Raw genomic sequence first — 19,169 nt, forward strand, 5'->3', positions numbered from 1 at the left:
GCCGGCTGTACTCTCGACTGAACTGCGACGGGCTTTCATAGCCGACCTTGAAGGCGGCACTCGATACGTCCAGGTGTTCGTTCATCATCAGGCGTTTGGCTTCGGTCAGCCGTAGCCACTTCTGGTATTGCAACGGGCTCATGGCGGTGAGTTGGCGGAAGTGGTGGTGAAAGGTCGGTGTACTCATCTGCACGCGGGACGCGAGTTCATCGACGCGCAGTTGCGCGGTGTAATTCAGTTTCAGCCAGTCGATGGCCCTGGCGATGCGGTGGCCCTGGCCGTCGACGGAGGCGATCTGCCGCAGCCGCGCCGACTGGTCGCTCATCAGCAGGCGGTAGTGGATCTCGCGCTGGATCAGCGGGGCCAGCACCGGGATGGCTTCGGGCTCGTCCAGCAATTCCAGCAGGCGCACGAACGAGGTGAGCATGGCCGGGGTCGCGGTGCCGATTCCCACACCCTTGCCTGTGCCTCGATCCCGAGGTTGCAGCAGCCCGCCCTGGGCGGCCAGCTCCGCCAGCATCCGTGGGTCGAGCTTGAAACCCAGCCCCAGGCAGGGTTGTTCCAGGCTGGCGGCCGTCACCTCGGAATTGGCCGGCAGGTCCAGTGAGGTGACGAGAAAGCGCGTGGTGTCGTAGGGGTAGGCTTCGCCGCCGACCCACAGCTGTTTCGCCCCTTGGGCGACGAGGATGATGCTCGGCTCGACCATGCACACAGAGGGCGGCGCAGGGATCTCGCGGCGAAAGAAGCCAAGACCGGGAATAGGTGTCGAGTAGTCTCCCGAGTGTTTGCTCCAGGCGCCAATGATGCGCGCGAGGGTTTCCTGGGGTGTCTGGGCGCGGCTGTCGTGTTGGTGTGTCATGTCGGTGTGTACCCTCCTCGCCAAACGTTAACCCGGCCCTTGCGGGCGTCCTACCGTAAAAAGCAAAGTCCAGAGAATCGGGCAAGAATTCCAGCGTAATGCACTACAGGCTGCTTGGACCGGCCCGGGAAAATGGCCATCCAACGTAACGCTGGATGGAGTGTGCAATGTTAGTCAACGCCTATGGCGCCCATGCGGGCGACCAACCTCTCGAACCCCTGCAGATCACCCGCCGCGCCCCCGGCGCCCATGACGTGCAGATCGACATCGCCTTCTGCGGCATCTGCCACTCGGACCTGCACCAGGTGCGCGCCGAGTGGCACGGCACGCAGTTTCCCTGCGTGCCCGGCCACGAAATCGTCGGCCGTGTCGCGGCGGTCGGCGCCCATGTGGACGGTTTCCGCCCGGGCGACCTGGTCGGCATCGGTTGCATCGTCGACAGCTGCAAGCACTGCGCCGACTGCGAGGACGGCCTGGAGAACTACTGCGACGGCATGATCGGCACCTACAACTTCCCGACACCGGACGCCCCGGGCTGGACCCTGGGCGGCTACTCGCAACAGATCGTGGTCCACGAGCGCTATGTGCTGCGCATCCGCCACCCCGAGGAGCAACTGGCCGCCGTCGCGCCGCTGCTGTGCGCGGGCATCACCACCTATTCGCCGCTGCGCCACTGGAACGTCGGCCCCGGCAAGAAAGTCGGCGTGGTCGGCATCGGTGGCCTCGGCCATATGGGCATCAAGCTGGCCCATGCCCTGGGCGCTCATGTGGTGGCCTTCACCACCTCCGACTCCAAGCGCGAGGCCGCCCTGCAACTGGGCGCCGACGAAGTGGTGGTGTCGCGCAATGCCGAGGAAATGGCCGCCCACGCCAAGAGCTTCGACCTGATCCTCAACACTGTGGCCGCGCCCCACGATCTCGACGCTTTCCTGGTGCTGCTCAAGCGCGACGGCAACATGACCCTGGTGGGCGCCCCGGCGACTCCGCATGCCTCGCCCAATGTGTTCAACCTGATCATGAAACGCCGGACCCTCGCCGGCTCGATGATCGGCGGCATTGCCGAGACCCAGGAGATGCTCGACTTCTGCGCCGAGCACGGCATCGTCTCTGACATCGAACTGGTGCGCGCGGACCAGATCAACGAGTCCTACGAACGCATGCTCAAGGGCGACGTCAAATACCGCTTCGTGATCGACAACGCCACCCTGGCGGGCTGAGCGCGGCAATCGCCTGATCCCGAGCCACCTTAGGTAGTCCGGTGGGTGCCCAGGTTGGGCACCCTTTGCTTCGCGGCACCGCGTCCAGTGCCGCGTTTTCTCCAGATCTTCTCCAGCACCGGGGCGGCTGACAGGCAAGGCTGTCGGTCGTCACTCACGCGCCTGCGCGGCCCTCAGCGCCGTGCACCCACTTATAAACCGAAGCGCCCGCAAGACCCGGCCGGCAAAGCTCGTCGGTCTGCGCAGGCGTTTCCAGCCATACAGGAAACCTGTCTCCATGACCGCTACCTTCCACGCCGAATCGCCCGAGGGCCGGCACACCTGGGGCGCCGTGCTGGCCATGGCCCTCGCCGCCTTTGCCCTGGTGGCCTCAGAGTTCATGCCGGTCAGCCTGCTGACGCCTATCGCCGCGGATCTGCAGGTCAGCGAGGGGCAAGCCGGCCAGGGCATTTCCGTCTCCGGGCTGTTTGCCTTGTTCAGCAGCCTGCTGATCGCCTCGGTGGCGGCCCGGGTCGACCGCAAGCGGCTGCTGTTGTCCCTGACCCTGTTGATGATCGTCTCCGGAACCCTGGTGGCGTTCGCTCCGGGCTACCTGAGTTTCATGGCCGGTCGCGCGCTGATCGGCGTGGCAATCGGTGGTTTCTGGTCGCTGTCGGCGGCCACCACCCTGCGCCTGGTACCCGAGAACCAGGTGCCCCGCGCCCTGGCCATCGTCAACGGCGGCAATGCCCTGGCGACCGTGATCGCCGCGCCCCTGGGCAGCTTCCTCGGTTCCCTCATTGGCTGGCGCGGGGCCTTCTTCTGCGTCGTGCCGGTGGCCGCCATCGCCGCCGTCTGGCTGCTGGTCAGCCTGCCACCGCTGAAAGCGCGCCCTGCCGCCGGAACCGGCAATGTCTTCAACCTGATGAAAAGAATGCCGGTGGCCCTGGGCATGCTGGCGGTGAGCCTGTTTTTCATGGGCCAGTTCATGCTGTTCACCTACCTGCGGCCCTTCCTGGAGACAGTCACCCAGGTCCAGGTATCGACGCTGTCGCTGATGCTGCTGGTGATAGGCCTGGCCGGTCTGGCCGGCACCTTCCTGATCGAAGCCTTCCTGAAAAACGCCCTGTATCGCACGCTGATCATCATCCCGCTGATGATGGCGGCGATCGCCATGGCCCTGGTGGCGTTTGGCGCTTCGGTGTCGATCACCACTGTCCTGCTCGGCCTCTGGGGCCTGGTGGCGACTGCGGCGCCGGTCGCCTGGTGGACCTGGCTGACCCGCGCCCTGCCGGACGATACGGAAACCGGCGGCGGCTTGATGGTGGCGATCATCCAACTGGCGATAACCGCGGGCGCCACGGTGGGCGGCCTGGCCTTCGACCTGAGCGGTTATCAGGCGACCTTCGAACTGAGCGCGGCAGTGCTGGTGGTGGCCGCCGTGCTGTCGGTGCTCGCGGCCCGCGCCGCTACGCGCCAGCCATTCAGGGCAGCGAAGGTGGCGGCGTAAGTTGGTTGCAACGGGTCAGGATCATAAGCACTTGCTGAAAGGCGATTTTGAGATGGATGCAACCGTTCGCCATGGCCCACAGTTCGACCTCGTTAATGAACGGACTGTCTCAGCAGCTGATGAGGTAGAGCCGAATAAGGCCTTCCGCCTAAAGAGCCGTCTTTGACAACTGCCTTTGCCCTGGTTTAAAAGCCTAGCCTCTCGATAACGATTAAATCCATGTCATTTACAGGCGCCAAAAAGCAACATGATCGACCATCAAGAAATCGAAGACATTGAGTCTCTTGAGTCACAATTGCTTGGCAAGGGAATTTCAATTAATGACAGGGTGCGTCACCATGCAAATCTCTTGCTTGAACTTATCCAGAATGAAAACCAAAAATATCCCTGATAAAAAACTTCAAGAGATGGTTTTCTAGAGGCGTTGCATAATATGCAGAAAGACATCTGTGAAAAATACGGACTACCTGTACTGTCTCCAGACGAAATGGTCGCCATTGCGATTGCCACTCTGGGCAAGTCACCTATTTATGGCACACGCATTCCGCTGCCGGAGGGTGGCAATGTCAGTTGGTTCATTCACTGCGGAGAACATTCGGGCGCTGATGATTTTTATCAAGCGGTTCACACTGAGCATCTAAAGGAAATGCTGCCACAGGTGCTGAATTACCTCTGCCTACCCGCTGGCGCCAAGTTCATCATCGACAACGAAGGCTACGAAGATGTCTGGATGGAAGGCTGAAATCATTTAGCCGAGATGGTTCATTAGCCCCTCTGGGCGATCCTTGTCAGCAAGGGCGTCCCGAAGAGAATAACGAGCTTCTAATAACCGTCATATTGCAGTGGCAGCTCCAGAATTTGCCCTCGCTTCATATCTGATTCATACAACAAGGCCACATGGAAAGTGAAAATAAAAACATTATTCATCGCTTCGCTAGGAATTCTATCGTTCACTCAAACATCACTGTCCTTCGCGGACAACAATGGAAAAAACCTCTATTCACAGAGGTGTGCCGTGTGCCACGGAGCAGATATCAAAGGAACCGGGCCATTGGCTAATAAAAGCATTCCTCCAACACCTGACCTTACGACATCCGTTTTCAAAAAACGATTGAATGATTATCCGGGCGTTATTGTGTCATCGATCATACTTCGCCCAAATGGAGACTTGATTCCAAGAACCTTGCGAGAGAATGGTGTAAAGATACCGCCGCACGCTTGGAGCATTAAGGATCTGCACGATCTACATCAATACATGAGTGGCGTGATTTCAAAAAATCGATGATTTTGAGATGAAATGTGGACACCGAAATCCAAGAGTCATTCCAGGGTTGGTTACAAGCAAATTATTCAGCGAAGAGCTACAGCTACGGAGCCGTATATGAACGATAAAGAAGCCCCTGTTCTGATTCAGGTTTATGTCACAGATGATAACGGCCCGTTTTTTGAAGAGCTGCCTGCTCGCAAGATCGATCAGGACACTTACCAGTTGCTCTCCTCTCCTGGCATCGCGCTGAATCTGGCACGGGGAGATATTGTTTCAATCAAAGACAGAGAAGCACCTGCCGTCGTCTTGCAACGAGGCGGGAACTTCTGCATCCAGATCTATGCGGACGCTATTCCTCAAGAAGAAATAGCCTGGCTGGAAAACGCCGTGGCCTGTGAGCTGGGTGGAACCCTGGATGGTGTATTTGAGGGAAACCTGTCATTGGCGGTTCCGGCGCGCAATGGGATGGAGAAGATCAACGACCTCTTTAACAGGTTTCGAGATAGGACAGCGATTCAGTGGTACTACTCCAACATCTATAAAAACCTGGATGATGACGAGGATGAGACACTTTTATATTGGTGGCTCGAACGCTGATAGATGCTGATGTCCGCGGTCACTTCACCAGGCGCTTTTCCTTCGAGGGCCGGTAGCCGAAATACGAGCTGTAGCACTTGCTGAAATGGCTCGGCGACACGAAGCCGCAGGCCACCAGCACCTCGACCTGGGACAGCTCGGTGTGCTGCAGCAGTCGGCGCGCTTCGGTGATGCGCAACTCCAGGTAATAGCGCTGCGGGGTGGTGCCCAGCTGCTCCTTGAACAGGCGCTCGATCTGCCGCCGGGAACGCCCGGCGTACTCCGCCAGTTGCTCCATTTGCAGCGGCTCTTCCAGGTTGGCGTCCATCAGCTTGACCACCTCGCGCAAGGGCGCGCTCAACGAGATGTGCATGGTCGGTTTGATGCGCCGGTAGCGGGATTCCTCGAACGACAGAATGTCCTCGATGCCCTCGACCAGCGCCTTGCCATGCAGCCCCTTGATCCACTCCAGGGCCATATGGAAGGCCCCGGCAGGACTGGAGGCGGTGAGCCGGTCGCGATCCACCACAAAGGCCTCGCTGGTGACATGGGTGACCTTGGAAATCTCCGCCAGCGCGGGGCGGTGTTCCGGGTGAATCGCGCAGCGATAGCCCTCCAGCAGCCCCGAGACGCCCAGGAACCACGCCCCGTTCCACAGCCCGGCCAGGCTGATGCCCAACTCGGCGGCGGTCTTCAGCAGGCTGATCAGCTCGGGATCGGCCTTGAGCTCCGTGCGGTAGCCGCCGCAGATCACCAGCAGGTCCAGCTCCTTGAGCGCCGAAGCGCTCAGGCGCGCATCGGGGCGGATCACCAGCCCGAGGTCGCTGGTGACTTCACCGTCCTGCAAACCAAAGGTGCGCGGCGAGAACAAGGCAGGACGCAGCAGGTTGGCGGTAATGATGGTATCCAGAGCCTGGGTGAAGGCCGGCAACGAGAAGTGTTCGAGCAGCAGGAAACCTGTCCGTGTATGGGCCGCGGGCGCTACCCGCACTTCTTCCAGGTAACGCAGGTTCTTGCCCTTCATGCCGCCACTGAAATCCCGCCGTTCAACCGCCATACGCCCTCGCCTCTTTACCCTACTGAACGCAGATATCAGTGTACGTTGAATCCTGGCATCCACAGAAAACCCTGGTTGCAGGCCATCGAAGGCGCCTCCACCAGGCGACCGGGATTCTACTGTTCCGAGGTTCCACAGGGGCACAAATATCTGACAAGGCTACCGCTTCCGACCCTCGACGATCAGGCTCCCGCCTCTGCTTAAAAACCCCGATCTGCTGCGTGTCTCAGGCCGGGTAGCTTTTTCGTTTCTGCGCCGCTTTTGCATTTCTGTGCGACAGATCCCACTTCGGGGACTCCCGTAGCAATCCCCCGTGGTGGTAGCGTGGGAAGGTTGATCAGACAATTCCTAACAATCTGCAAGGAACGCCTCCCGCAATGGATTTTTCCCTCAAGCAACTGGCCGCGGCCACCCTGATGCTGGCCAGCCTGTCAGCCTTCACCAGCACCGCCCACGCCAACATCACCCCACAGCAGAACGCGGCGATCCTCAAGAGCTTCGCCGATGCATCGGTCAAGGACTTCCGCCAGTTCCTCGGCACCCTGGGCAAGAGTGAGCTGGCCAAGAGCGCCAACCTGGGCCCGGCCATCAGCGCCTTCCTCGACAACAAGACGCTTTCCGCCGAGCAGCAGAACGAGATCCATCGCCTGCTGGGTCTCTATGCCCGGGTGAAGTACGGCAAGGCCGCCACCGAAACCCTGCGCGAACTGGTGGCCATCCCCACCGTGCGCGTCGACGGCGTGCCGCAGCATGAGAACCCCGAGTTCCTCAAGATCGCCGACAAGATCCAGGCCCTGGCCAAGGCCTTCAACCTGAACTTCCGCAACATCGACAACCGCGTCTACGAGATCTCCCTGGAAGGCAGCGGCAATGAAGTGGTGGGCATCCACGCCCATGCCGACGTGGTGCCGGTGACGCCGGAGAACTGGGTGCTGCAGGACGGCACCAAACTCGATCCGTTCAAGGTCACCCTGGTCGGCGACCGCATGTATGGCCGCGGCACCGAGGACGACAAGAACGGCATAGTCGTAGCCCTGTACGCGATGAAGATCATCAAGGAAGAGAAGCTGCCGCTGGCGCGCAACTTCAAGCTGCTGGTGGACACCACCGAGGAAACCAGCGGCGACGCCATCCCCTACTACTTCGAACACAACCCGACGCCGAACTACAACCTGGCGCTGGATGGCGGCTACCCGGTGGTGATCGCCGAGAAAGGCTACGGCACCGTCATGGCCAACTTCCCGCGGCGTACCGCCGAGGGCAAAGGCGCACAAATCGTGTCGATGACCGGCGGCCTGGCCACCAACCAGATCCCGGGCGCCTCGGTGGCCACCCTGGTGACCGACAAGCCTGCGGAGCTGGCCGCCAGCCTGCAGAAAGCCGGCAGCGAATACGCCAAGGCCCATGGCGGCGACTTCAGCGTGGCCGCCAAGGTCGAAGGCAAGGACGTCAAGCTGACGGTCACCGGCGTGTCCGCCCACTCCTCCGAGCCAGAGTCCGGGGTCAACCCGGTGGCGCGCATGCTCGACTTCATCAACAGCCTCGACGGCAAGGTCGCGCTCAAGCACAACCAGATCACCGATGCCGCCCGCTACGCCGCCGACAACTGGGGCCTGGACTACCTGGGCAACAAGCTGGGGGTCGGTTTCGCCGATGACTTCATGGGCCCGCTGACCACCTCCCTGACCTATGTCGGCCAGGACGAAAAAGCCTTCAAGCTGGCGGTCAACCTGCGCGTGCCCAAGGGCAAGACCCCCGAGGTGCTGCAACAGCAGATCGCCGACAAGCTGGCCGCCTGGAGCAAGAAGAACCAGGTCGCGGTGAACTTCGACTACAAGATCGCCGAGCCGATGTACCGCAACCCCGAGGGTGAATGGGTCAAGGCGCTGTTGGCGGTGGCCAGCGAAAACCTGGGCATGAAGCACGAGTTCGGCACCTCCGCCGGCGCCACCTCGGTGCATGAACTGCCCAACGGCGTGCAATTCGGCCTGGCCCGTCCCGAGGTCAAGTACACCGGCCACAACGACAACGAGTTCAAGACCGTCGAGCAGTTCCAGCTGGACCTGCAGATCGTCACTGAAATGTTCGGTCGCATCGGCCAGTTGCCGAAACTCTGAGCCCATTCGGACCCGCCGCCCTGGCGGGTCCACTGCAGTGCTCATCCCGATCCAGGTCAGGCTCGAGTCCTGTCCCCCCCGATGCACGACCGGCCAGGCGCCATGTCGTTTCTGGGCATGTCGACAGGCAGATAGTGGCATATTGACGCCATCCAAAAGGATAGAATCAGTTGCAAGCGGCCAGGGTTGGCCAACCCGCGCCGGCATTGCGTAAGGAAAACGCTCTGCCTGCGTCTTTTTGCCGTATTTCATTAAACCGCCACCAGAACCCTGTACTAGGATACGAGGCGGCGACGAATCCGGCGAAAGGCTCTAAACATAGTCTCGCCGCACTCGTCGCTTACTAAGGCAAGTGTCGTGCAACACGAAACTCATGGATGAAATGATGAACTCACAAATACTGTTCCCACACATTGGCAAGGTCATCGCCAGCACCGGCAGTCGCAGTTTTCCGCGCATGCTGCATGATCTGATACGCACCCAACTGGCGGTGGACGCCACGCATATCACCCAGATGCGTGTGTATTCAGAGGGTCAATCGCAGCCCAGGAACGCCCGCGACGAGGTCTACAGCGACTCCACGCCCGCCTCGTCCGGAGAGCATTCGACGGCACGCCCAGCCGAGACCGCCGCGCAATTGCACCTGACCAGCCACAAGGACGATTACCGCTATGTGATCTCGGTCTACCGCTCCTGCCAGTCACAGAGCTTCTCGCACCAGGAACGCACCCTGCTGCAGGATTTCTCCCCGCTGCTGCTGCCCATGGTGGAGGAGCACCTGGCGGCGCTGCAGCCGCACAACGCCCCAGGGGACCACCCCGAGGCCGCCGACAGCCTGGAACACCAGGGCCTGGAAACCCTGCGCCTGCGCTTCGCCGCGCGCCTGCGGCAGTCGGGGCTGAAGCTGTCGAACCGGGAAATGCAGGTCTGCGTCGGCCTGCTCGCCGGACGCACCGCCCCCGAGCTGGCCGGGCAATTGAAACTCAAGGTGCACACGGTCGAGAGCTACCTCAAGCGGGCGGCGATCAAGATGGGGATCAGCGGGCGCCACTCGCTGCTGCGCTGGATGTACTCCCCGGACGAAGCCACGGCCACCCCAGGCCCGAGCACCAGCCTCTGATCCTCCAGACCTGAGAAGGAGACGTCCCGCTCAGTCGTCCATGAGCGGGGCAAGCCCTGAAGGCGGAACCGCGAAGGACGCGACGGCGACGCCCGCATCAAGCCGCCACTTCCCGCCCCTGCACCGCCCCATACCTCGCGCCGGCCCGGAGCCCATGACGCAGCTTCAAGGCCGGCCGCTCGACGCAGTAGTAGGAAACGCCGCTGAATAACAGCGACAGCGCCAGCACGCTGGCCACTATGGGCGCATCGTAGGCCACTGGCCAGAAAGCCCGCAGCAGGTACATCACCACAAAGTGATTGAGGAACACGCCGTAGCTGATGTTCCCGAGGAACTCGTCGATCCGGTGGAATCCGAGCTTCGTCAGCAGGTACACGGCCGGCACGCCCAGCGCCAGGCCGGCGGTCACCTCGGCGTTGAACGGCCGACGCTCTATCCAGCCGGCCATGATCGCCACGAATATCAAGGCCGCCGCCACGGCGCTGCCGCCAGCGATCATCAACCCCTTCGCCCGCGCCTGGTACAGGTAGCTGCCGCACAGGAACATGAACAACACGCCGGGCAGTAGCCGGTAGCCGTACAGGTCAGTGTTGATGAACCCCAGGCACGCGGCGAGGAAGACCGCCACCGACAGGGCAAAGGCAACGCCGCGCGCCCGGTAGAGGATCAGGAACGGGATCACCAGGTAGAAACACATCTCCAGCCCCAGCGACCAGGCCGGCGGCAAGATCTCCACGCCGGCCGCCCCGAACATATAGAAACCCAGGGGCACGATGGGCAGGCTGGCGGCGATGTTCCTGAGCGTCAGCTCGGCGGCTTGCGGCGTGCCGGGCAGCAGGAAATAGATCACCGCGCAGGAGGCGGCGAAGTAGAACAGAAATTGCGGGTAAAGCCGCAAGGCCCTGTCCAGGTAGAACAGGCCGATTTTTTCCGGCGCCCTGTAGCTGCGCTCGATCAGCGAAGTCATCACGAAACCGCTGATGATCAGGAAGGAAATCACGGCAACCACCCCGGGATTGAGCCCCATGAATGTCTTGCCCATATGCGAAACGGCCACCAGGACAGCCAACAACAGACGATACGCACCCACTCGCGACCCCAAACGTCCTTGTAATTGTGACGCGTAAACTACGCTGCTTTGCGTGGGGAAAACAGGCCTTTTGCCATATTCCGTGGACGCAACCACAGCCTTTTTCGCTCGGTTGCCGGTAGCCTGGCCCGCCCAGGCTTGGCCTGTGCGGGTAATGCACGTCAGTCCCGCGCCAGCGCCTCGATCGGGTCCAGCCGCGCGGCGTTGCGCGCCGGCACGAAGCCGAAGACGATGCCGATCAGGGTCGAGCAGGCGAACGCGGTGACGATCGAGGCCATGGAAAACACCATTTCCCATTCCTTGACGAACAGCGAGAACAGGTAGCCGATGGCGTAGGACAGGGTGATGCCGATCATCCCGCCGATCAGGCAGACCATCACCGCCTCCACCAGGAACTGCTGGCGGATGTCCGACTGGCGCGCGCCCACCGCCATGCGGATGCCAATCTCGCGGGTGCGCTCGGTGACCGACACCAGCATGATGTTCATCACGCCGATGCCGCCGACCACCAGGGAAATCACCGCGATCAGCGACAGCAGCAGCGCCAGGGAGCGGCTGGTCTTCTGCACCGTCTGCATGATGCTGTCCAGGTTGTTGGTGAAGAAGTCCTTGGTGCCGTGGCGTTGCAGCATCAGCTTGGTGACGTTGTCTTCCACCACCTTGCTCGGCTGGCCGTCCTTGATCCGCACCGTGATGCTGTCCAGGTAGCGCTGGCCAAGCAGGCGCCCGGCCGCGGTTTCATAGGGCACCCAGACATTCAGCGCCTTGCTCGCGGCGAACATGTTCTTGTTCTCCGCGGTTACGCCAATCACTGTGCACGGCAGGTTGCCCACCAGGATCACCTGGCCCAGGGGATCTTCCCCGGGGCCGAACAGGCGGTGGCGGGTATTGTGGTCGATGACCACCACCTGGGCCTGGCGCCGGGCGTCGCTTTCGCTGAAGGCGATGCCGGCCGCCAGCTTCAGCCCGCGCACCTGGAAGTACTGGTCGCTGACGCCGTTGACCTGGGCGTCGAGGTCGATATTGCGGTAGCGCAGCAACATGTTGCGCCCCACCACCGGGGTGGCGCTGTCGACGTAATACAGCTGGTTGAGGGCCGCGACATCGGCCGGCACCAGGGTCTCGATGGCCGTCGCCCGGCTGTCGCCGAAGCTGGTGCCGGAATAGATATCGATGGTGTTGCTGCCGATGGCCTGGATGTCCTTGAGCACATAGCGCTTGGCGCCCTCGCCGATGGCCGAGATCGACACCACCGAGGTGATGCCGATGACGATCCCGAGCATGGTCAGCAAGGTGCGCATGCGGTGGGAAATCAGCGCCACCCAGGCCATGTTGAAGGCCTCGCGGAACAGCCCCAGGCTGGCCACCAGGCGCCGCGCGCCATTGCCCTCGAGGGCCACCGGCGGCTTGCCGGGTGCCTGGGCGCCCTCGCGGACATTGGCCTGGTCGCTGAGGATCTCACCGTCGCGCACCTCGATGATCCGCTCGGCATTGGCCGCGACCTTGGGGTCGTGGGTGACGATGATCACCGTGTGCCCGAGGGCATGCAGCTCCAGCAGGATATTCATCACCTCCTTGCCGCTGGCGGTGTCCAGAGCGCCGGTGGGTTCGTCGGCGAGTATCACTTCGCCGCCGTTCATCAAGGCCCGGGCGATACTCACCCGCTGCTGCTGGCCGCCGGACAGCTGGCTCGGCCGATGGCCCAGGTGCCCGGTCAGCCCTAGCCGCGCCAGCAATTCGCGGGCCCGGCCGTGGCGCTTGGCCTCGGCGGTGCCGGCATAGATCGCCGGCATCTCGACGTTGTGCATGGCGCTCAGGTGCGGCAGCAGGTGGTAACGCTGGAAGATGAAACCGAAGTAGTCGCGGCGCAACTCCGCCAGGGCCTGGTCGTCGAGGTCGCGGGTTTCCTGGCCGTTGATCCGGTAGCTGCCGCCGGTGGCGTAGTCGAGGCAGCCGAGGATGTTCATCAGGGTCGACTTGCCGGAACCCGAAGCCCCGGTGATCGCCACCATCTCGCCGGCCTCGATCCTCAGGTCGATGTGCTTGAGGGCCATGAACTCGCGCTCGCCAGCCATGAAACTGCGGCTGATGCCCTTGAGTTCCAGCAGGGGTTGAGACTGGGGCTGAGTCATGGTCAGGCCCCCGCCACGGCCGGCAGCGGATCGCCGATCACCACCCGGTCGCCTTCGGCCAGGCCGTCCTTGATCTGCACCTTGACGTTGTTGTTGATGCCGGTCTGCACGTTGCGTGACTGGGCCTGGCCCTTGGCGTCGAGGACCCGCACCGGGAAGCTGCCATCGTTGTTGCGCGGGCCCAGCGCGGCCACCGGCACCGTCAGCACATCCTTGGCGGTGTCGAGCACGATGCGCACCTGGGCGGTCATGGAAATCCGCAGGCGATGATCGGGGTTGGGCACATCGAACAGCGCGTTGTAGAACACCGCGGTGGTCTGTTTCGGCGTGCCGGCGGGCGGGGTGTCGAGGAAGTTCTGCGGCGCAGGCTCAGTGCCGCGCAACTTGCCGTAGTAGCGCCGGTCCTCGCCGAGAATGGTGAAGTACACCTCCTGGCCGGGGCTGATATGGATCACGTCGGCCTCCGAGACCTGGGCCTTGACGGTCATGGTGTCGAGGTCGGCCAGCTTGAGCAGCACCGGCGCCAGCTGGTTGGCGATCACGGTCTGGCCTTCCTGGGTGACGATGCCCACCACGTCGCCGTCGATGGGCGCGACGATGCGGGTATAGGCCAGGTTGACCTTGGCGGTGTCGATCTGGATATGCGCGTTCTTGATCTGCGCATCCAGGGACAACAGGTTGGCGCGCTGCACCTCATAGTTGGCGGTGGCGGTCTCGAACTCCTGCTTGGAGATCGCCGCGTCTTCCTGCAAGCCCAGGTAGCGCTCGTAGATCGACTTGGTTTCCTTGAGCTGGGCGATGGTGGCGCGCCGTTGCGCCTGCAGGTTTTCCTCGTCGACCTGGGCCTGGCGCAAGGTGTTCTGCAGCACCAGCGGGTCGATTTCCGCCAGCCACTGGCCCTTCTTCACCTTGTCGCCGAGCTTGACCTTGAGCGACTTCAGCTGCCCGGACACCTGGGCGCCGACATCCACCTGCTTGATGCCTTCGAGCAGACCCGAGGCCAGCACCGCGTTCTCGATATCGCTGCGTTCGACCTTGGCGGTCAGGTACTGCGGCGCCTGCGCCGGCGCCCGCACCGCGTAGAAAACCAAACCGGTCACCACGACCAGCGCCAACCCCATAGCGATTTTGCGAAACTTCGACTTTTCCATAGGTGACCACAAATCCGTTGAGGGTGAACCCGGCGGCTGCCGGGCCTCACTGTGCGAAGCACCCTATTGCCGTCATGAGCGGTGCTTCCCGATAAACCCAGCGGGTTCAGCCAGCCGTGGAGCCGGCGGCCGAACCCATCCATAGCCCGTTGCCCGGCTGCCCGGGCGGGCCCGCGCCCCTCATGACACCTGCTCCCCGGTCGCCAGCGACAAGCCCTCGTGCCACCAGGCCGCCAGGCGCGCCACATTGGGCGCCTTGAGCAGGCTGAAATGGTTGCCCGGGCCGTGCCAGACCTCCAGTTCGCCCACCTGCTGGCGCCAGCCCTCGGCCATCGCCCGCTGCTCCCGCTGGTTGCCGGCGGCATCCAGGGTCGGATCGTCCGCCAGCACCAGGCGCGCCCGGCCCTGGTAGCGCCGGCGCGGCTGGTAGAGGGTGCGCAGGGCGCTGGCGAAGGTGCGGACCGTGCCCAGGATCGTCTCGGGCGTGGAGCGCGGTGACAGCAGGCCGACGCGGACCATGCCGGCATGCAACTGCTCCAGTTGAGTGGCATCGTCCTGCATGGCCAACGCCCGCGGATCAACGCCTAAGGACTTGCCCGAGGCCAGTTGCAGGCTCTCGATCAGGCGCTGCAAGGCCGCCGAGGTGGTGTAGGCCTTGCCGACCACGCCGTTGCCGCCGGGAGACTCGCTGTCGATCAGGGTCAGGGACGCCACCTCACGCCCCTTGGCCTGCAACAGCGTGGCCATTTCGTACACCACCCAGCCGCCGAAGGAATGCCCGACCAGGTGCAGCGGCCCCTCGGGGTACAGCTGCTCCAGCGCGTTCAGGTAATGGGCGGCCGCGCTCTCGACCCGACTGTGAGGCACCGCGTTGCCTTCCAGGCCCCGGGGTTGCAGGCCGAGGATCGGCCAGTCCGGGCCCAGGGCTTCGGTCAGGCCGATAAAGCCGGTGACGCTGTCGCCAGCCCCCGGCACACAGAAGATCGGCACCTGCCCGGCGCGGCCGCTCTGGATCCTCAGCAACGGCTGATAAAGCGGCACTGGCGACGCCGCCGCGCGCTCCGCCGCCGAGGCCTGTACGGCCTGGCTGATGGCCTGGCCCAGCACCTGGATATGCGGCGCCTGCATCATGCTCTGGTGATCCCCCGGCACCGGGATCGCCCGCAGGCGATCCGCCGCCAGCACCTGGTCCCAACCCAGCAGCTGGCTGCGCCGCGACAGCTCGGTCGGCCGCTCCTCGGCGCAGAACAGGTACACCGGCAGGTCCAGCGCGAACAGGCTGTAATGCGCCAGGGCATGGCCATGGCCCACCTCGCGTTCGAGGAAGCCCAGCAGGTCGGCATCCGACGCCGCGGCCATGTCCGGGTACAGCAGCTGCTGGTCGCGGCAGCGTTGCAGCAACGTGGAGAAGTCCAGCCCGTCCAGTTCCTGGTGCAGTGGGTCGAGGCGCGCCAGGGCCGCGCTACCGGCCGCGCCCTGGGCCTTCCAGTACAGGCTGCATTGCAGCAGCAGGTGCAGCTTCAGCGCGTTGTCGCCGGACCAGCGCGCCTTGCCCTGGTCGGTCAGGCGCGGCACGTAGCTGTCGATCAGGCCTAGGAATTCCACCACCTGGTCCTGGCCGATCAGTTGCTGGGCGATCTCGTAGGCCAGCACCCCGCCGAACGACCAGCCCGCCAGGCGATACGGCCCTTCGGCCTGCACCTCGCGGATGATCCCCACCAGGCGCGTGGCCAGGCACTGCATGGTGTGCAACTGTGGCTGCCCAAGCGCAACGCCCGGCAAGCCGTAGATCGGGAAGTCGCCGGCGATATGCTTGCCCAGCGCCGGGAAGTACAGATCCAGGCCACTGAACTCATGGACCAGGAACAACGGCGGCTGGCTGCCGCCGGTACGCACCGGGATCAGTGTCTGCTGCTGCGGTTGCGGGGCGCCCCCACGCTGGCTGAGCAAGGCGGCGATGGCGGCGACGCTGGCATGCTCGAACAGCTCGGCCAGGGTGATGTGCAGGTCGGCCTGTTGCAGCAGGGTGACCAGGCGGATCGCCAGCAACGAGTGCCCGCCCAGCTCGAAGAAACTGTCGTGGCGCCCGACCCGTTCCAGCTTCAGCACCTCGGCCCAGGCCTGGGCCAGGGTCTGTTCCAGCGCGCTGGCGGGTGCCTGGTATTCACCCTGCACCAAAGCCTCCAGTTGCGGCGCCGGCAGCGCCTTGCGATCCACCTTGCCGTTGGCGGTCAGTGGCAGTCGCTCCAGCAGCACATAGGCCGAAGGCACCATGTAGTCCGGCAGTTGGCCTTGCAGATAGCCCCGCAGCCGCTCGATGGCCAGCGCGGGCTCGGCGGCCCGGGCGGTGCAGTAGGCCACCAGGCGCTTGTCCCCCGGCGCGCCCTCGCGAGCCAGTACCACCACCTCCTTGACGCCCGGGCAGGTGGCCAGGCGCGCTTCGATTTCCCCCAGCTCGATGCGGTAGCCGCGGATCTTCACCTGGTCGTCGTTGCGCCCGATGCACTCCAGCAGGCCCTGCTCGTTCCAGCGCCCGAGGTCGCCGGTGCGGTACATCAGGCGCTGCGGCTGTGGGCTGAAAGGATCAGGGAGAAACTTCTCGGCGCTCAGTTGCGCGCGGTTCAGGTAACCCTTGGCCACCCCATGGCCGCCAATGTAGATCTCCCCCACCACGCCCACCGGCACCGGCTGTTGCCGGGCGTCGAGCACATACACCCGGGTGTTGGAGATCGGCCGGCCCACCGGCACGCTTTCCGCATCCGCCGCCAGCGCCTTGACCTCATACGTGGTGGCGTAGGTGGTGGTTTCGGTGGGGCCGTAGCAATGCACCAGGCGCAACGCCGGGGCCTGGGCCAGCAAGCGCCGGAACGCCGCCGGGTCGGCCCGCTCGCCGCCGCACAGGAGCATCCGCAGGCCCTTGAGGGCATCGGGAATCAGCTGTACATACTGGTTGAACAGCGCCGTGGTGACGAACAGCACAGTGCTGGCGCCGGCCTTGAGCGCCGCGCCGAAGCGCTCGGGATCGAGCAGGGTGTAATGGTCGATCACCTGCACCTGGCCGCCATTGAGCAAGGCGCCCCAGACGTCCATGGTGCTGGCGTCGAACGCCGGGTTGGAGGCGAACGCCACCCGGTCCCGCGGGTTGAAATCGGCATAGCCGTTGTTCAGCACCAGCCGGGTAATGCCACGGTGTGGCACCAGCACGCCCTTGGGGGTGCCGGTGGAGCCCGAGGTGTACATGATGTACGCCACCGCCTCGGCGGACTGCGCCAGCTGCGGGTTGTGCTGCGGCTGGTCGGCGAGGTTCAGCCGGTCCAGCTCGACCCGGCGCACCGGGCGGGCCAAGAGTTCGCCACTGCGGGTCAACAGCAACAGCGCCTGGCTGTCCTCGAGCATGAAGGCCTGGCGCTCGGCCGGCGCGTGGTTGTCCAGCGGCACATAGACGGCTGCGCACTTGCTGATGGCCAGCTGGCTGACCAGCAGGTCCAGGGAACGCTCCAGCAGGATCGCCACGCTGTCCCCCGGCTTCACCCCCAGGCCCATCAGGTAATGGGCCAAGCGGTTGGCCCGCGCATTCAGTTCGCCATAACTCAGCGACTGCTGGCCATGCACCGCGGCGGTGGCCTCGGGGTGGGCCTGGGCCTGGGCTTCGAACAGCCGATCCACCGTCTGTTCCTCGGGGAATTCCCGCGCCGTGGCATTGAAGCCTTCCAGCAGCTGATGCCGCTCCTCATCGGAAAGGATCGCCAGGGCTTCGACTGGCGTCTGCGGCGCCTGCTCCAGGGCCTGCACCAGGTTTTCCAGGACACACTGCATATAACCGCAGATACGCTGGGCACCGATGCCCGGCAGGGTCAGGGCGGTCAGGCTGAAGTCCTCGCCCAGGTCATCGATGCTCAGGGTCAACAGGTAGTTGGTGCGCTCTTCGGCCTTGAGCAGTTGCATGCCCTGCCAGGCCGTCGTCGCCGGGCTCGCATCGAGCGCCGCCGGGGCGCTGTGACGGTAGTTGAGCAAAGTGCTGAACAAGGGCGTGGCCGGCGCCACCGCGCTGCAACGCTGCACCAGGGCCAAGGGCGCATGTTCGTGGCTGAGCAATTGAGTCAGGCGCTCATGGGTGGCCAGCGCTGCGCTGCGCACCGCCTGCCCGCCCAGCTCGACCCGCAGCGGCAGGGTATTGATGAACACCCCCAGCGCCCGCTCCGCGCCTTCGCCGCCCTGCATACGCCCGAGCAGCACGGTGCCGAACACCACCGATGGCTGGTTGGACACCCGGCTCAACAGCTGCCCCCAGGCCAGGTGCATCAGGCTCGCGGCGCTGATGCCCAACTGCCGGGCCTGGGCCCGCAGGCGCCGGCTCAGGCCGGCATCGAGGGCCAGGCGCGCCTCTTCGGTGTCGCCGCCCTGCTCCCGGGCCGGCAGGGCGAACGGCCGGGTCGGCTCGTCGAAGTCCGCCAGCAGCGCGCGGAAGAAGGCTTCGTGTTCCTGCTCGCCGATGCCCAGGCGGGTCTGGGCCACGTAGTTGCGGTACGGCACCGCCGCCCCCAAGTGCTCGCCCTCGCCCAGCAGCCAGGCCTGCATCTCCTGTTGCAGCACTTCCAGGGCGATGTGGTCCATCACCAGGTGATGGAACAGCAACAGCGCCACCACCCGCCCGTTGACCAGGTCATGGGCATGCACCAGGCGCAGCAGCGGCGCCTGGCCGAGGTCCAGGCGATGCCGGCGCGGGTCGAAGCGCGCCCGCAGCTGGTCCAGTACATCGCCTTCCGCGCCGTCCACGGCCACTGCTTCACAGACCAGCGGAGCCTGGCGCCAGACCACCTGCACCGGTTCCTCCAGCCCTTGCCAATGCACCGAGCTGCGCAGGATATCCTGGCGCTCGATCACCGCCTGCAAGGCCAGGACAAAGGCCGCCAGGCGCTCCGGGCTGGCAAAGGCGAACTGCGCCTGCAGCACATAGGGGTCGCCCTGGCTGGCGGCGATATGGTGGTAGAGGATGCCGGCCTGCAACGGTGCCAGGGCGTAGATATCCTGCACATTGGCCAGGCCGCCGGGAACGCTGGCGACGATGCGTTCGATCGCCTCCTGGCTCAGATT

Annotated in this window: 14 protein-coding genes; 8 read left to right on the plus strand and 6 right to left on the minus strand. The window is 64.0% G+C overall.

Annotated elements, in window-relative coordinates; translation table 11 throughout:
- Positions 1–859: AraC family transcriptional regulator (locus tag J4D52_RS29080; RefSeq protein WP_207272205.1), on the minus strand; the 859-nt coding region annotated here is incomplete at its 3' end.
- A gap of 167 nt (positions 860–1,026) precedes the next feature.
- On the opposite strand from J4D52_RS29080, the gene J4D52_RS29085 reads away from it, so the two are divergent.
- The 6 genes from J4D52_RS29085 to J4D52_RS29110 all read left to right on the plus strand — a co-directional run bounded on the left by J4D52_RS29085 (position 1,027) and on the right by J4D52_RS29110 (position 5,429).
- The gene (locus J4D52_RS29085) at positions 1,027–2,076 is read left to right on the plus strand and encodes an NAD(P)-dependent alcohol dehydrogenase (protein WP_102678148.1); all 1,050 of its coding nucleotides are present in this window, start codon (positions 1,027–1,029) and stop codon (positions 2,074–2,076) included.
- Positions 2,077–2,353: 277 nt separating this feature from the next.
- The gene (locus J4D52_RS29090; protein ID WP_063431544.1) at positions 2,354–3,565 is read left to right on the plus strand and encodes an MFS transporter; all 1,212 of its coding nucleotides are present in this window, start codon (positions 2,354–2,356) and stop codon (positions 3,563–3,565) included.
- 247 nt (positions 3,566–3,812) lie between these two features.
- Complete coding sequence (locus J4D52_RS29095) at positions 3,813–3,956, plus strand: hypothetical protein (protein ID WP_155738296.1); 144 nt, start codon at positions 3,813–3,815, stop codon at positions 3,954–3,956.
- Between the two features lie 42 nt (positions 3,957–3,998).
- Positions 3,999–4,307: a hypothetical protein gene (locus tag J4D52_RS29100; protein WP_063431546.1), complete on the plus strand. Its 309-nt coding sequence runs from the start codon at positions 3,999–4,001 to the stop codon at positions 4,305–4,307.
- A 162-nt stretch (positions 4,308–4,469) separates the two neighbouring features.
- Entirely contained in the window at positions 4,470–4,850 is a 381-nt protein-coding gene (locus tag J4D52_RS29105; protein WP_102678149.1) for a c-type cytochrome, read from the plus strand.
- 96 nt (positions 4,851–4,946) lie between these two features.
- Positions 4,947–5,429, plus strand: coding sequence for a DUF4265 domain-containing protein (locus tag J4D52_RS29110; protein WP_102678150.1), 483 nt, complete (start codon positions 4,947–4,949; stop codon positions 5,427–5,429).
- 19 nt (positions 5,430–5,448) lie between these two features.
- Here the strand turns inward: J4D52_RS29110 and J4D52_RS29115 are convergent, their stop codons facing one another.
- Entirely contained in the window at positions 5,449–6,465 is a 1,017-nt protein-coding gene (locus J4D52_RS29115; RefSeq protein ID WP_102678151.1) for a GlxA family transcriptional regulator, read from the minus strand.
- 377 nt (positions 6,466–6,842) lie between these two features.
- On the opposite strand from J4D52_RS29115, the gene J4D52_RS29120 reads away from it, so the two are divergent.
- Both J4D52_RS29120 and J4D52_RS29125 read left to right on the plus strand, forming a co-directional pair.
- Entirely contained in the window at positions 6,843–8,582 is a 1,740-nt protein-coding gene (locus J4D52_RS29120) for a dipeptidase (protein ID WP_102678152.1), read from the plus strand.
- Positions 8,583–8,967: 385 nt separating this feature from the next.
- Positions 8,968–9,702, plus strand: coding sequence for a helix-turn-helix transcriptional regulator (locus J4D52_RS29125; RefSeq protein WP_102678156.1), 735 nt, complete (start codon positions 8,968–8,970; stop codon positions 9,700–9,702).
- 97 nt (positions 9,703–9,799) lie between these two features.
- Here J4D52_RS29125 and J4D52_RS29130 read toward each other — a convergent pair whose 3' ends face one another.
- From J4D52_RS29130 to J4D52_RS29145, 4 genes are all read right to left on the minus strand, one after another.
- Complete coding sequence (locus J4D52_RS29130) at positions 9,800–10,792, minus strand: acyltransferase (RefSeq protein ID WP_102678153.1); 993 nt, start codon at positions 10,790–10,792, stop codon at positions 9,800–9,802.
- Between the two features lie 161 nt (positions 10,793–10,953).
- Complete coding sequence (locus J4D52_RS29135; RefSeq protein WP_102678154.1) at positions 10,954–12,924, minus strand: MacB family efflux pump subunit; 1,971 nt, start codon at positions 12,922–12,924, stop codon at positions 10,954–10,956.
- A gap of 2 nt (positions 12,925–12,926) precedes the next feature.
- Complete coding sequence (macA, locus tag J4D52_RS29140) at positions 12,927–14,075, minus strand: macrolide transporter subunit MacA (protein WP_025810305.1); 1,149 nt, start codon at positions 14,073–14,075, stop codon at positions 12,927–12,929.
- A gap of 180 nt (positions 14,076–14,255) precedes the next feature.
- Positions 14,256–19,169, minus strand: a 4,914-nt coding sequence (locus J4D52_RS29145) for a non-ribosomal peptide synthetase (protein WP_207272206.1), incomplete at its 5' end; no start/stop codon positions are given.

The sequence above is a fragment of the Pseudomonas sp. GW460-12-10-14-TSB1 genome (assembly GCF_017349775.1).
GTDB lineage: Bacteria > Pseudomonadota > Gammaproteobacteria > Pseudomonadales > Pseudomonadaceae > Aquipseudomonas > Aquipseudomonas piscium.

Excerpts from the sequence above, each read along its gene's own strand:
- J4D52_RS29085 (WP_102678148.1), top strand. The coding sequence starts at position 1,027 with ATGTTAGTCAACGCCTATGGCGCCCATGCGGGCGACCAACCTCTCGAA.
- J4D52_RS29090 (WP_063431544.1), top strand. The coding sequence starts at position 2,354 with ATGACCGCTACCTTCCACGCCGAATCGCCCGAGGGCCGGCACACCTGG.
- J4D52_RS29095 (WP_155738296.1), top strand. The coding sequence starts at position 3,813 with ATGATCGACCATCAAGAAATCGAAGACATTGAGTCTCTTGAGTCACAA.
- J4D52_RS29100 (WP_063431546.1), top strand. The coding sequence starts at position 3,999 with ATGCAGAAAGACATCTGTGAAAAATACGGACTACCTGTACTGTCTCCA.
- J4D52_RS29110 (WP_102678150.1), top strand. The coding sequence starts at position 4,947 with ATGAACGATAAAGAAGCCCCTGTTCTGATTCAGGTTTATGTCACAGAT.
- J4D52_RS29115 (WP_102678151.1), bottom strand. The coding sequence starts at position 6,465 with ATGGCGGTTGAACGGCGGGATTTCAGTGGCGGCATGAAGGGCAAGAAC.
- J4D52_RS29120 (WP_102678152.1), top strand. The coding sequence starts at position 6,843 with ATGGATTTTTCCCTCAAGCAACTGGCCGCGGCCACCCTGATGCTGGCC.
- J4D52_RS29125 (WP_102678156.1), top strand. The coding sequence starts at position 8,968 with ATGAACTCACAAATACTGTTCCCACACATTGGCAAGGTCATCGCCAGC.
- J4D52_RS29135 (WP_102678154.1), bottom strand. The coding sequence starts at position 12,924 with ATGACTCAGCCCCAGTCTCAACCCCTGCTGGAACTCAAGGGCATCAGC.
- macA (WP_025810305.1), bottom strand. The coding sequence starts at position 14,075 with ATGGAAAAGTCGAAGTTTCGCAAAATCGCTATGGGGTTGGCGCTGGTC.